Raw genomic sequence first — 13354 nt, forward strand, 5'->3', positions numbered from 1 at the left:
CTTTTCAACTTTACTGAACTTTACACTAGCTTAACCCTACTTATCGAATCGTTTATGCATACTTAGCTCCGTTGATGAAACAAAACGTTTCCCCCATGTCATGCAGCATCATGACCAAAACAAGTAGGAATATTAAGATGAAAAAATTAATTGCCGGTGTTTTATTGAGTGCATGTATCGCCACTACTGCTTATGCAGGTGGTAAACATTCTGATGACCGTAAAGGTTCTGATTTCTTCCCCATTCACAAAATGACGAAGGTTCTAGATTTAACTGACGAGCAGCAAGATGCGCTAAAAGCCTTGAAAGCCGAACTTAAAGCGGACCGTAAAGCAAACCGCCCAGAGAAAGGCAGCGAAGACTCTTTCAGAGCGCAATTTAAGGCAGTCGATCCATCAGACGCTAATTACGAGCAAGATCTAAACGAACTTGCAGACTTAAAAGCAGAAAAAGCGAAAGCACGCTTCCTTAAAATGGCCGATGTACGTGCAAAAGTGAGTGAAATTCTAACTGACGAACAGCTTGAAAAGTTTGAGTCGATGAAAAACAAACGTGGCAAGCGCGGCGACCACAAAGGCGACCGTGGTGACAAGCGAGAAAGAAACAGCGAGTCGTAATATAGACATTCGTTAGTCTCAAAACCCGGCGTCATTTTATGATGCCGGGTTTTTCTTTTTCAGTGTTAAAAGCGTGCGCTCTGCTGAACAAAGCACAAGACGATTAATTGTAAGTACACCAGTAGTTAACACGTCAGTAGGGTAACTTTTTCACGCGAGAGCGTGAAAGCCTTTCAACTGCCTCGCCCTATTGAACCCAGTAATAATACATCGTCAATTTGCTATAACCCAGTCTTTGCAAGGCTTCCGCGCTAGTTTTTGCTACATGCTGAATAAGTGGTTTGTTTTATGCTGCTATCTAACTAAGCCATTTGAAAGAATGAATTTTTTAATGGAGAAGGAGAACACCATGAAGAAGCTTAAATTATCAGTATCTAAATTATCAGCACCAAAACTGTCATCACTGAGCGTGCCAGCCCTTGTGGGCGCTATTTCGCTTGCGTTAAGCGCAAGTAGTTTCGCAGCCCATCATGAAGAAGATGGTAAAAAGATTATGATGAATAATCTAAAAACAGGTGAAACTATCGGTAGTGTGATGGTAAGCAGCTACGATGACGATGGTGTAGTATTTACGCCTAAGTTATCAGGATTAACCCCAGGTATTCACGGTTTTCATGTGCACGAAAACGGCGATTGCTCACCAGCAATAAAAGATGGTGAGAAAGTGCTAGGCGGTGCTGCCGGTGGTCACTTTGATCCCGAAGATACGGGTAGTCATAGTGTTCCTTGGTCAGAAGAGGGCCATGAAGGTGATTTACCTACCTTGTATGTTGATGAAGATGGTAATGCCACACAGCCTGTATTCGCGCCAGAATTAGAGCTTGAAGATATTGAAGGTCGCGCCATTATGATTCATGCAGGCGGTGATAATTATTCAGACTTCCCAGCTAAACTAGGCGGTGGTGGTGAGCGAGTAGCTTGCGGCGTGATTGGTAAATAATTTCTTGTATTCAACCGGTTGCGGTGATGTGGGTGGTTTAAGGTAAAGTTTTAATGCATTATTGTTTAAAGACTTGTGCCAATTGCTCTAGAGCTAACCGAGCTGATTGAGCGAAATTTATATCAGTATTTTCACTAATCCGAACGGGTTGTAATACATTGTTAAATTTAAAAGCGGCAGAAATGCCGCTTTTTTGTGTTTGGGAGTATGTGTCATCAGTCTCTACGCTCCAGTGGAATTCAAAGATGCCGTTATACAAAGGAGCCGTTGTACAATGCCGTTATACATAGATTCTGTTATACAAAAGTGCTTGCTATTAAATGTATGGATTTACAGATGCTAAGTGTTAAGAGATGTTTTGAGATTTAAAAATACTCAGGATTTTGAAGAAAGTTTTTGGAGTGAAACGACACGCTTGCGTTTTATAACAATGCCCCATTTAATAGAAGAAGTGAACACAAAACGTGATTCAGAGAGTGATTACAGAGAGCCTCTACAAGGAGAATGATGGTGTTAAAAAATAGATTTGTGCCTAACGTGTTAAAGCCATTGGTCGCGATGTTGGCGTTAGCGCTATTTGTAAGTGCTGCAAGTGCAAGTGCAAGTGCCATTGTTGATTCCGGTGAAGCGGCAAGCGATGCGGCGGGCGTCATAGCGAGCAGCACGGAAGCCGGTGTTGTAGACCAGGCACCAGACGCGGTAGGGGAAATCAGTGGCGAAGCATTACTAGCCCAGTTTCCTGCATTTATGAACGAATATAAGTCGTATCAGCCCAGTAAAGCAGAATTGGAGGCAGTAGCTGCATTAGAGGATGACACGCTTTTGATACTTTTCGGCACTTGGTGTCACGATAGCGAAAGAGAAGTGCCGCGGCTTTTAAAAACCTTAGATGCTAGTGGGTTGGATGTGCCTAGGTTCACGTTGTTTGCTGTAGATAGGACAAAGCGCGATCCAGAAGGCATAGCAAAGAAACATGGGTTGAAATACACACCTACCTTTATATTGTTACGAGATGGTGAAGAAGTAGGGCGAGTAGTAGAGCGGGCCGATACAAGCTTGACGCAAGATTTGAAGGCATTAGCAGCTGCCGCTGAGTAGTTTTTAGACCTTTCATAAAGTCGTTCTCGTAGGTTCTTGTGCACACAATTGTGACAAGTAACCAGCGTAAAAAAGCAGCCAAACTTGAATTAAGCTTGGCTGCTTTGTGTTAATAAGAGCTGTATTTACAGTAAGCTACTGATAAGACGGGTTACCTGTAAGCTTCACATATAGCTAACGATATTACTGGTTTAGCTTGTACTCAAGGGTAATCTTGGTATCTAAAAGCTGTGAAACTGGGCAGTTATCTTTAGCTTCCTGCGCAATTTTAGTGAATTCATCTTCGCTGATCCCCTCGACTTTAGCATCTAAGCTTAGTGCTGATTGACTAATCTCGTAGCCATCGTCTGTTTTATCAAGGCTGATTTTAGCTGTGGTATTCAATTCTCCATCGTCATAGCCTGCGCCAGATAATGCGAATGATAAAGCCATTGTGAAGCAACTGGCATGAGCAGCCCCAATTAACTCTTCAGGGTTGGTGCCTTTGGCATCTTCAAATCGTGTATTGAAACCATAAGGTTGGTTCGACAGTGCGCCAGTTTCCGTAGAAATACTGCCTTTGCCTTCTTTACCTAACGGCTTATAACTAGCGCTTCCAGATTTTACTATGCTCATTAATTTAATCCTTAATTGTGGTAAACCAACGAAATATGTTGGTTATAGAAAACATGTGATTAAGGTAATGCAAGTGCTCTGCCGAGCGGGCGAATCGCCTATAACCCTTGCCATGCCCGCATTGGTGGAATGTGCTGGAGTATTTGTAAACACTGGGCAACGGGGTGTTAGCCACTACCTTACAGGGCGCCGTGAAATAATTACTTGCGTGGCTGCATCGTTTTTTACTGGTGCCACGTAATAAATATTGAAGGCAAATTGCCTAATGTGTAAACCGAAACAAAAGCCAAGTGAAAGATAAAACGGATATTCCCGTTCTACTAATACAAGGCAAAGTTAATTTGCAGTGCAGTTTAAAATGATAGGGGCGTTATGAAACACATTTTACCTTTTGCAATATTAGTCGTATCGATGAGCAGCTTCACCAGTAAGGCAGATGAAACTATTCTGGCTGGAGGGTGTTTCTGGTGTATGGAGTCTGACTTTGAAAAGTTAGACGGCGTGACCGATGTGGTATCGGGCTTCACTGGAGGCAGTGTATCGAACCCTACCTATAACGGTAATCACAAGGGGCACTACGAAGCGGTAAAAATCACATATGATGAAAACAAAGTATCGTATCGAGAAATACTTGATCATTACTGGGTGAATATTGACCCTTTCGATGCCAAAGGGCAGTTTTGTGATAAAGGGGCTAGTTACTTAAGCGCAGTATTTGTGGCCAATGAGCAGGAGCGCGCTATTGCCCAAGAAACTAAGAGTGCAGTAGAAGCGAAATTCCCAAACCAAACGGTGGTTACGCCAATTTTAGATGCATCTAAATTTTACCCAATTAAAGGTGATGAAATTGGCCATCAAGATTTTTATAAGAAGAGCCCTGTACGCTATAAGCTATATCGCTGGAACTGTGGCCGCGATCAGCGATTAGAAGAAATTTGGGGTGATAAAGCGACTGGGAAGTCATAGGGGCTGTATTAATTTAACTCGAAATAGACGCTGTTAAAGTAAATTTATTCAGAGGTCTGCTCTCTTTAACAGCGGTCTGTTTTTACTTTTATATAGTTATTTTTTCTTTATAGTTACACCTAAAGTATATGCCTTCGTCATTTAATACTAAATAGCGATGAAATTATAAAAGCGGCTGGAAGTAGTACATGAAGAAGTATGTTGTAATTAAGCTTATCTTGCTGTGTTTTAGTTTTTCATCCTATTTTGGCGTGGCGGAACAACACGAAAGGCCCTTGCCGCTAGATACAGACACGCTATTAACGACAGGCGGCAGCTACTATCCCTACGTCGATAAGAAAGCACACGACGGAGGCTGGTCAGTCTCTTTGGTAAAAGCTATTTTTCGGCATATGGATACGCCTATTTATATCGACAACTTGCCGTGGCAACGTGGTTATAAATGGGCTTTAGAAGGCAAGTACAAGGGCACCTTTCCTTACGTTTACACAGAAGAGCGAGCAAAGCTGTTTGTTTACTCTAGGCAAATAAACTCAATTCCAGTCAGAATATACACTTCGAAAGACATGGTGGTTAACTCACTATCGGATATAACGGGGGCGCGGCTATGTTTGCCTTATGGACATAGTTTAAGTAAAGAACAGTCTGAATTTATCGAAAAATATAAAATTGCTGTACAAAGAGCGGTTAACGCAGGTGGGTGTATTGCTCAAGTTTCAAAGGGTTGGGGGGAGATAGGTTTTACAAACGGATATTTACAGGGCGACCATAATTCAGAACTTTTTAACGTATTGGATGAGGTTAATATTATTGATATACCCGTAGCCACTATCCCGCTTTATTATATTGTGTCTCGAGAATTAGAAGATGCCCAAGCGCACATCGATGAATTTAATGCCGCGCTAGAATTTATCGAACGCTCAGGTGAGCGCCTCTTAATTGATGATCACTACGAATCGATCACTACGAATCGATAACCGCTCACTCTCCGGCTGACTAAGTACCACAGAAACCAATTACTACCGCAGAGACTAATTACCACGGTGACTAATTATTACAGAGATTAAGTATAAGAGTGCCTATTTACCAAAGCTTCTATATACAAGAGCGTCTAGGTTTATGAGAAACTATATGCTAGAGGAATGATAAAGAGGGAAGAGAACAATGGTAGTTGATGGTGTTGTATTAGCCGGTGGGCTTTCATCAAGAATGATGCAAGATAAAGCACTATTGTACCGTGATAAGCGCGACATGCTTACTTTTACCATTGAGTTAATCTCAACGCTGCCCATAAATGAGTTGTTCGTTAGTAGGAATGACGGAGTAGGCGATGATGCTTCGGCATATCAATTGGTCAGTGATGAAGTCGCAAATATTGGGCCTTTGGGCGGCATTTATTCTGTGGTTAAACGTAGCACGGCCGATGCGTTAATAATTACTCCAGTAGACTTACCGCTTCTACTACACGATGACTTATTAAAATTAGTGGATGAAGGAAGGGAAAGCCAAACGCCTGTGTATTACGCTCACCATTATTTGCCATTATTTTTGCCTATTACTCCTCAGCTAAGACACTATTTAGAAGACGTAGCATTTGAGAGAATACCTCAGCGCTCTGTTCATGCGCTGTGCTCAAAATTTAATGCAAAACAGATACTTCCTTCAGATAAAGAAAGATTAACCAACGCGAACACGCCTGCACAGTGGAACGCAGTAAAAAAGTTGATAGATTAGTCGCCCCTCAATACCCACTCACCGCACTCGGCATTATAAATAGTGTAAATAAAATTTACGTAGCTTATTATTTAAACTCCTTTTTAGCGCTGTTTAAAACTTTTTTTACTCGTTTCACTTACTAATAGTGTCTACTAAATTAGCGCAATGAATTCGCTCTACAACGTAATCCAAGAATTTAACTCAAGAGCTTAGCCCCAACATTTTGCAAAAGGTGCCCAAGATATGCTTCGTACATCCAATCGCCACTATTTTTTCTTAGTAGGTTTGCTTTGCCTTTCTTTCACAAGTTTGAAACTGTTCGCAGAAAATTCAGATAAGGATATGAAGGATTCAAAATCGGGTATCAAGTTGCAATCACCAAGTCTAGTTAATGTTGAACGCTATCCTGAAGCTGATATTGCTCACCCGGTTCCTCAATTTAGCGTAGATGCTAGCTGGCCTAACATGCCTGAAACATGGCTTATTGGTCAGGTACCAGGCTTATCGGTGGATAAAAACGACAATTTATGGCTGTTACATCGGCCTAACTCGCTGAGTAGGCTAGATGTAGGGTTAACCAATAACATGGGACTTTGTTGTGAAGCTGCGCCACATGTTCTGCAGTTTTCGCCAAAAGGCACGTTACTAAATGCATGGGGCGGGCCTGAAATAGCGCCTTCAATTGACGGAGAAACTCAATGGCCAGCTACGGTACACGGGTTATATGTGGATGATGACAACACGGTATGGTTAGGCGGTAATGGTGACGGCGATCATGTGGTACTTAACTTTACCGAAAAAGGTGAGTTTATTAGGCAGTTTGGTACTCGCGGAAAAACAGAAGGCAACTTGAGTAAGTCAGCCTTGGGTAATCCTGCGGATATTTTCCATAATACCCTTACGAACAAAGTATTTATTGCCGATGGATACATCAATAAACGCATTACTGCATACAACACCGATGCCAACGAATTTGATCAGTTATGGGGAGCCTACGGCACTGCCCCTGGTGGCGGCACACGCGAAGGCGCTTTTGATGTATCGCAAGCTACTGCTAATGCAGCGTCTACCAGTACGCAAGCGCAAAACTTCGGTGACATCGTGCATTGTGTTACTCAAGCAAGTGATGGCAGATTGTATGTATGCGACAGGCGTAATAATCGTATTCAGGTGTTTAAAGCCGATGAAGCAGGCACGGTTAAATTTGTTCAAGACGTTATAGTAGCAGGGGAAACAGGCGGGTTAGGTACGGCGTCTGATATCGCTTTCTCGCCGGATAATAAATACATGTATGTAGCCGATATGATGAATGGCCGTATTTGGATTTTATTGCACGAGAATTATCAAGTACTCGGTAGTTTTGGCCGCCCAGGCCGTTATCCGGGCCAGTTTACTTGGTTGCATAGTGTGGTTGCTGACAGTGAGGGTAATTTGTATACCTCAGAGGTGAACACGGGCAGACGGGTTCAAAAATTTGTGTTAACAGGATTTGAAACCAACTAGACGCCAGCATACAGTCTGCACAACGGTTAGCTACTCATAAGTTAGCACTGATAGTAAGCACAAGCATGAAAATACCCTTTTAAAATAAAGAAAATAGAGAAAAGAATGATAATGACTGAACATAAAGGGCTAAAAATAGGCGTTCGTGGATTTTGCTTAAGTCTTTATTTATTGAGTGCGGTAACTAGTTCAGCCTTCGCATATACGCTCAATACATCAAGCAATAACGCCACTAGCCCTAACAATCAATCCGCAGTAAGCCAAGATCTTACGTTAAGTTCGGGGGCTAATGCGGTATTAGAAAAGCCCGAATGCATTACAAAAAGTGGAGCTGTACTTTTTATCCACGGTTGGGCGGGGCAAAAAGATGAAGTGGGCGATTTATATAAAGATTTAGCCAAGCAATTAAGTGCCCATTGTATTGCTTCATTGCGATTTGACGTAAGGGGTGAAGCTGAACGTGAAGCCAGTAACTATTTACTCGATAGTACGTTTGCAAGCCGTGTTGAAGATGCCCAATCTGGGCTTGATTACTTACAAGATAAATATCCTAAATTACCGTTAGTGGTCGTAGGGTTTAGCTTGGGCGGCGCTACTGCAATGGAATTAGTCAGTGAACACCCCGATACATTCGATGGTGTGGTGCTATGGTCTACCGCATTAAACCCAAATGAAATAGTAACGAATGCTGACACTTTCAAAGAGGTACGCGAAGCGCTTAGTGAAGGGGAAAGTATTTTAAAATCATGGGCCGATTTTACCCTTACACGAAAGCACCTTGTGGGCATGCTGGGCTATAATCCCATCCGAAACTTAGGCGCATTTAAGGGGCAAATGCTGGCAATACGCGGTTCAAATGACTATTTGCCAGCCCATGAGAAAACTATTTTTGAAGCAAGTAATGCGGTGCGAGAAGATGCGTATTATATAGGTGGGGCTGACCATATTTTTAATGTGTATGAGCCAGAAAAAAGTAAAAAAGAGGATGTGCTTAGTTTGTCGTTTAAGTGGATTATCCAAGTGCTTAACTGAGTGAGTACTTCGTTACCGAGGGCTGATTAATCGGGGGGTAGTTTAAGTTTAATCAAAGGCTTAGTTAACCATTTCTTGGCTTAATCTGAGCTAGATAGTTTCAATGAGGCAGTTTCAGCGCAGTAATTCATCAAAAATGCCGCAAGGGCATCTTCGGGCAACGGCTTCGACCAATAATAGCCTTGCCCGATATCACACCCAAGTGAGATTAACTTTTGTAACGTAACCTCATCTTCAATCCCTTCAGCCACAGTTTTTAAGCCCAAGCTACTGGCCATATTAATAATGGCTTCAACCAACGACTCATCGTGTTTTGAAAAACATAATGGGCTAATAAAAGACCTGTCTATCTTAAGCTTGGTAGCATTGAAGTTGCGAAGGTAGACCAAGTTAGAATACCCGGTACCAAAGTCGTCGATAGCAATGGTGGTGCCTAACTGGCTAAGGGATGCTAACTGCTGTTGAATTTGTTCAGTTTCGTCAATTAACAGCGATTCGGTAAGCTCTAACTCTAACGCCTCCGGTGGTAAACCTGCTTCGTATAATGCACTTTCTACCGTATGTTGTAGTTGACCATCTTTAAATTGCATTACCGATAAATTAACCGCTATTCGAATGTTTGGGTGGCCTTGTCTACGTAATTTTGCGCAAAATTGGCAAGCTTGGCGTACCACCCAAGTGCCTAATTCATTGATTAAACCGCTACCTTCAGCTAAGGGAACAAATAAGTCTGGGGGGATCATGCTGCCATCAGGCTGTGGCCAACGTAATAACGCCTCAAGGGTATTAATGTCACCACTTTGCAATTCTACAATAGGTTGGTAGTGCAGTTCGAATTGCTGTTCACTTAAAGCAGGGCGTAACAGTTGCAGCATTTTAAATTTGTTTTCGCTGGCTTTATCTAGGCTCTCATCATAATGGTGGTAAGTATTGCGCCCATCTTGTTTTGCTTTATACATGGCAATGTCAGCTTTACGGCACAGTTGTTTAAAGTCGGTGCCATCTTTGGGCGCATTAGCCGTTCCTAACGATGCAGACACGGTAACTTGGGTTTGAAAAATATTAAACACAGATGCACATTGTAAAATCAGTGAGTGAGCTAGCTGATTTAGCTCGTCGCTATCTGGCGCTATTGGCGCAATAACAAGAAACTCATCACCGCCGAATCGAATAAGATATTGCTGAGGCATTAAAATTTCACTTAACTGCTGGGTGAGGAGTTTCAGCAATTGGTCGCCTGCGGCATGGCCTAGTGCATCATTTATTGGCTTGAAGTTATCAAGGTCGATGAACAGTAATGCGAGTGATTTACCCGTTGTTTCGCAACTTGCTAAAGACTGATTAAACAATGCTTCGCCGTATAGACGATTCGGTAAATTAGTTAAGTTATCGTGGTGAGCTAAATGCTGAATTCGAGTACGACTTTGTTCAACTTTTTGGTTTTCATGATGCAATGACAACATTAACCGTTTGATATCGCGAACCAGTATATAAACGCTAAAACCGGTAACGATAAAAATCACCAGTATGAAAATTAAATGTGGCCAACTAATACTTGGTACATTTGGGGTGATAATGCCTTGAAGGGATAACCAAGCAATGAAAATGCATTGTAAAATGACAAAAGAGAGTAGGGATAAGAAAAGTCCCACGCCGCCTAAAATTGCGGCAAATATGATCATGGTAGGGTAGCCAAGTACCGCAATGTCAAATAACCCTGCGCCAGTTACTGCTAATGCAAATAACATGGATGATAAAGACACAAGTAACGTAGACGCAGAGGCAAGTACTTTATGTCTATAGGCAAAACCAAACGCTGCAAGTAGACAACAAAGACCCACCGAAATAATAACAAAAGTAATGTTACGCGCCACAGCAAGCGAGGCCGCTAAGCCTAAGGCGCAGACACCACATATTTGCATGAGCCGGTGGCGACGAATATCGTTAAAAACGTCGCTTTTTTCTTTCGAAGAGAGGTTGCTGATACTTAACTCTTCCTGCTGGATAAGAAATTACCTACATACAGTAATAATAGCTCAATTTCCCAGATTGGAAGGTAAACCATTGTCTGGTATCAATACCTAGCCGTTAGCATCAACACCTTTGCTTTTGTTAGCGACTCGTCCCTATATTTAGCCCATATCAAACGTTTTTGAAGGTAATCTGTGTTGTTTACCGTTACCCGCTTTATTTAAGTACTTGTGTCACTGCATCCGACACGTTTTCATATTCCACCGATTCAATAAAGCCTATTGAAAACGTTTTCGGCGTATCTAAAAATTTGTTTTTACCCTGGCGACCGAAGCCGAGCACTGTCATATAAGGCCGGCTAACATAATCATCGGGATAAGTGTCATCGTCATGGTTTAGCAAGAAAAGCATTCTAGGGGATGATTCATCGCCAAAGGCATACCATTCGGGGCTAGGTAAATCGCCCTTGTGTGAATCATTTATCGGATGACGTGTATCAGTGGCAGAATTATACCAAAAGTCAGTGTCATCCATGGTACCGCCAGGTACGCCTTCATATTGCACCCAGTAGTGATACCCTTGGCTTATTTGTGTCATGGTGAAGTCACAATGGGTAGGGTAGAAGTCCCACTGGCCCACCCATTTTCCGTTTGCTGAGGTGAATGCGATGCGTACGTGATTTTTATTCTCGATAACAACTTCACTGTTGGCAGCGTCGGTACCTGCATTCATAGCATGGAAATAACTGCCGTCTTGCTTGTGAATTGCATTCGGGAAGCCGCGGTATTCGCCTTTCCAACCAGAGCCTTTAATGTTGTTAAAACCAATCCAGTCGATGCCGTCTTTATCAAGCATGCTGGAAAGCCCACCACCTTCTTTTTCAAGATAGTAAGTGGCGGAAGGGGTTGAAATAATATAGGCAGGTACAGGGCCTGCCGACTCATCCATCCCTTGGCTTAACGTTACGCTGTAACTTTCATTGCTTACTTTGCACCCCACCAGCGCCAACGTTAGGCCCAAAGTTAGCGCCAAAGTTGTTATCACGTTTTTTGGCAAGGTTATCGCCATGCATTGACGTTGAAGTGCCGCAAGTTTTTTTATTCTAAACATGGTTTTTTACTCATCGATGATGAAGGGGTTTCTGGCTCGAATTTGGCGCTGCGCCTAAGCAGCAGTCCAATAGCCAACATAATCAATGCACAGCCTAAAAACATAAGCCGTCCCCACAGTGGGTTGGGAATAAGCATCATCACGAGCATGCCTACGCTCATAATAATAACCATCACACCTAATTTATTACGTTGCTGGCGGTCGTAATCATCTTGTTCGAAATCAGCAATGACCGGCGTTTCTACATCTTCAAAAAAGCGCTCGGTTTCCGCTTTATGCGAATCTTTTTCAGGGTTATAAAACAACGACGTTGCACAGAAGAAGCCCGCGGTAATAACCAGTTGAGCAACGATGATAAGCATTAGGTTAAGGTCGATTGACTCTCGGCGGGTAAGTTCTTGCTCTAGCCCAATCCAGCCAGCAAATAGCTCAGGGGTGAAAACATTCATCATTAACCAAGACACCGTAAGGCCTATAGCGACGGTTACCCAAGGGGCCCATTGGGGTGTTCTTTTAATAAATAGACCAAATATTAATGGAATAAGCAGCGGCACTTGAATCATCGTAGATACATTCATCATCAACTCAAACAAGCTTAGTTCTTTTAACGACTTAAAGAACAAGGCAACGGCGATAACCATAATGCCGCTAACAAAGCTGATTAAACGGCTAACGTTTAGCAGGTGTTGATCTGAAACTTGTTTCTGTTTTTTCAGCAATAACGGCTGGTATAAGCTTCGTACAAAAATACCCGCATTTTTATTAAGCGCTGAATCCATAGAAGACATAGAGGCAGCAAATAAACCTGCTAGTAATAATCCTACCGTACCAAGGGGCATGGCATTACGGGTGAACACAAGATACACAGCATCGCCTGCTTTATTACCCAACTCGGGGTACGCGGTAGCGGCATCAGGATACAGAATGGCTGATGCCCAAGGAGGAATAAACCACACAATACTGCCTACACCCATTAATACCATGGCAAGCAGTGCCGCTTTACGAGCGTTAATCGTATCTTTTGCGTTTAAGAACCTAAAAGAATCGTTTAGATTCATGATAGTAATAAGTTGTTTGGCCAAAAAGAAAACGAAGGTGCCAACGAGTAATAGCCCGTAATTCATGTCCGGCCCCATAACGAAATCGACAGGGAAATCGGTTACTAAGGCAACGGGTCCACCTACTTTTACAAGGGCAACAATGGCACAGGCAATAGAAATAATTGCCACAATAAGGGTTTGCACAAAATCAGACGCTACCACGCCCCAGGCGCCAGACAATACCGATACAAACAGCACGGTAAGACCGGTAGCAATAATGGTTAAACTGATGTCGGCATTAAATACAGCACTTGAGAAAACACCAAGAGCGTTTAACCACACACCAGCGTTTATCATGCTAAAGATAATTAGCGCCCACGAGAAGAACTGTTCGTTTTGACTACCGAAGCGACGTTTAATACCCTCGGTTGGGGTGTCCACACGCATTTGCCTAAAGCGCGCTGAAAAATAGAGCCAGCCACAAAAATACGCAAAGGTATTAGCAAAAAATACTAGGCTTATGGCAAAGCCATCACTAAAGGCTTTTCCTGCTGCGCCCGTGAAGGTCCAAGCAGAAAATTGTGCCATAAAAGCGGTTGAGCCAACCATCCACCATAGCATTCTACCTCCACCACGAAAGTAATCGCTGGTGGAGTTTTTCGCCATCGATTTAAACGTAAAACCAATACCGAGGATCAGTAAAAAGTACCCTGCAATAACGAGATATTCATATACCATGGGACACC

At 42.7% G+C, this 13354-nt stretch carries 13 protein-coding genes; 9 read left to right on the plus strand and 4 right to left on the minus strand.

The genetic code is table 11. The annotated features are described in order from the left end of the window. Positions 1–137: 137 nt before the first annotated feature. From Q4561_RS11065 to Q4561_RS11075, 3 genes are all read left to right on the plus strand, one after another. The gene (locus Q4561_RS11065) at positions 138–617 is read left to right on the plus strand and encodes a Spy/CpxP family protein refolding chaperone (RefSeq protein ID WP_303460291.1); all 480 of its coding nucleotides are present in this window, start codon (positions 138–140) and stop codon (positions 615–617) included. 349 nt (positions 618–966) lie between these two features. Beyond that, positions 967–1557 (plus strand): superoxide dismutase [Cu-Zn] SodC, encoded by a 591-nt coding sequence (sodC, locus tag Q4561_RS11070; RefSeq protein WP_303460295.1) that lies wholly within the window; start codon positions 967–969, stop codon positions 1555–1557. Between the two features lie 510 nt (positions 1558–2067). Beyond that, a complete protein-coding gene (locus Q4561_RS11075) occupies positions 2068–2655 on the plus strand; it encodes a thioredoxin family protein (protein WP_303460298.1) in 588 nt (195 codons plus the stop codon). A 183-nt stretch (positions 2656–2838) separates the two neighbouring features. On the opposite strand, the gene Q4561_RS11080 is transcribed toward Q4561_RS11075, so the two are convergent. Next, a complete protein-coding gene (locus Q4561_RS11080) occupies positions 2839–3270 on the minus strand; it encodes an OsmC family protein (protein ID WP_303460301.1) in 432 nt (143 codons plus the stop codon). 55 nt (positions 3271–3325) lie between these two features. Here Q4561_RS11080 and Q4561_RS11085 point away from each other — a divergent pair, with 55 nt between their 5' ends. From Q4561_RS11085 to Q4561_RS11110, 6 genes are all read left to right on the plus strand, one after another. Continuing rightward, positions 3326–3511: a hypothetical protein gene (locus tag Q4561_RS11085; RefSeq protein WP_303460303.1), complete on the plus strand. Its 186-nt coding sequence runs from the start codon at positions 3326–3328 to the stop codon at positions 3509–3511. Positions 3512–3642: 131 nt separating this feature from the next. Further along, positions 3643–4236, plus strand: a complete 594-nt coding sequence (gene msrA, locus Q4561_RS11090) for a peptide-methionine (S)-S-oxide reductase MsrA (protein ID WP_303460306.1) — start codon at positions 3643–3645, stop codon at positions 4234–4236. Positions 4237–4424: 188 nt separating this feature from the next. Continuing rightward, positions 4425–5213, plus strand: a complete 789-nt coding sequence (locus Q4561_RS11095; RefSeq protein ID WP_303460308.1) for an ABC transporter substrate-binding protein — start codon at positions 4425–4427, stop codon at positions 5211–5213. Between the two features lie 187 nt (positions 5214–5400). Further along, positions 5401–5970: a molybdenum cofactor guanylyltransferase gene (locus Q4561_RS11100; protein WP_303460310.1), complete on the plus strand. Its 570-nt coding sequence runs from the start codon at positions 5401–5403 to the stop codon at positions 5968–5970. A 324-nt stretch (positions 5971–6294) separates the two neighbouring features. Then, positions 6295–7455 carry a beta-propeller fold lactonase family protein gene (locus Q4561_RS11105; RefSeq protein ID WP_303460312.1) on the plus strand — a complete coding sequence of 387 codons (1161 nt, stop codon included), beginning with the start codon at positions 6295–6297 and terminating at the stop codon, positions 7453–7455. Between the two features lie 111 nt (positions 7456–7566). Beyond that, positions 7567–8487 carry a S9 family peptidase gene (locus Q4561_RS11110; RefSeq protein ID WP_303460315.1) on the plus strand — a complete coding sequence of 307 codons (921 nt, stop codon included), beginning with the start codon at positions 7567–7569 and terminating at the stop codon, positions 8485–8487. An 80-nt stretch (positions 8488–8567) separates the two neighbouring features. On the opposite strand, the gene Q4561_RS11115 is transcribed toward Q4561_RS11110, so the two are convergent. The 3 genes from Q4561_RS11115 to Q4561_RS11125 all read right to left on the minus strand — a co-directional run bounded on the left by Q4561_RS11115 (position 8568) and on the right by Q4561_RS11125 (position 13346). Then, entirely contained in the window at positions 8568–10409 is a 1842-nt protein-coding gene (locus Q4561_RS11115; protein ID WP_303460316.1) for a bifunctional diguanylate cyclase/phosphodiesterase, read from the minus strand. Between the two features lie 265 nt (positions 10410–10674). Continuing rightward, positions 10675–11568 carry a hypothetical protein gene (locus Q4561_RS11120; protein WP_303460319.1) on the minus strand — a complete coding sequence of 298 codons (894 nt, stop codon included), beginning with the start codon at positions 11566–11568 and terminating at the stop codon, positions 10675–10677. Then, a complete protein-coding gene (locus Q4561_RS11125; RefSeq protein ID WP_303460321.1) occupies positions 11556–13346 on the minus strand; it encodes a transporter in 1791 nt (596 codons plus the stop codon). Before Q4561_RS11125 ends, Q4561_RS11120 begins: the two co-directional genes overlap by 13 nt. Positions 13347–13354 lie beyond the last annotated feature (8 nt).

The organism is Alteromonas sp. 1_MG-2023 (assembly GCF_030547075.1).
Taxonomy (GTDB): domain Bacteria; phylum Pseudomonadota; class Gammaproteobacteria; order Enterobacterales; family Alteromonadaceae; genus Alteromonas.

Bases quoted from the DNA above. Each gene is read 5' to 3' on its own strand.
- msrA (WP_303460306.1), top strand. From the start codon at position 3,643: ATGAAACACATTTTACCTTTTGCAATATTAGTCGTATCGATGAGCAGC.
- Q4561_RS11115 (WP_303460316.1), bottom strand. From the start codon at position 10,409: ATGCAAATATGTGGTGTCTGCGCCTTAGGCTTAGCGGCCTCGCTTGCT.
- Q4561_RS11065 (WP_303460291.1), top strand. From the start codon at position 138: ATGAAAAAATTAATTGCCGGTGTTTTATTGAGTGCATGTATCGCCACT.
- Q4561_RS11105 (WP_303460312.1), top strand. From the start codon at position 6,295: ATGAAGGATTCAAAATCGGGTATCAAGTTGCAATCACCAAGTCTAGTT.
- Q4561_RS11100 (WP_303460310.1), top strand. From the start codon at position 5,401: ATGGTAGTTGATGGTGTTGTATTAGCCGGTGGGCTTTCATCAAGAATG.
- Q4561_RS11125 (WP_303460321.1), bottom strand. From the start codon at position 13,346: ATGGTATATGAATATCTCGTTATTGCAGGGTACTTTTTACTGATCCTC.
- Q4561_RS11110 (WP_303460315.1), top strand. From the start codon at position 7,567: ATGACTGAACATAAAGGGCTAAAAATAGGCGTTCGTGGATTTTGCTTA.
- Q4561_RS11120 (WP_303460319.1), bottom strand. From the start codon at position 11,568: ATGTTTAGAATAAAAAAACTTGCGGCACTTCAACGTCAATGCATGGCG.
- sodC (WP_303460295.1), top strand. From the start codon at position 967: ATGAAGAAGCTTAAATTATCAGTATCTAAATTATCAGCACCAAAACTG.
- Q4561_RS11080 (WP_303460301.1), bottom strand. From the start codon at position 3,270: ATGAGCATAGTAAAATCTGGAAGCGCTAGTTATAAGCCGTTAGGTAAA.
- Q4561_RS11095 (WP_303460308.1), top strand. From the start codon at position 4,425: ATGAAGAAGTATGTTGTAATTAAGCTTATCTTGCTGTGTTTTAGTTTT.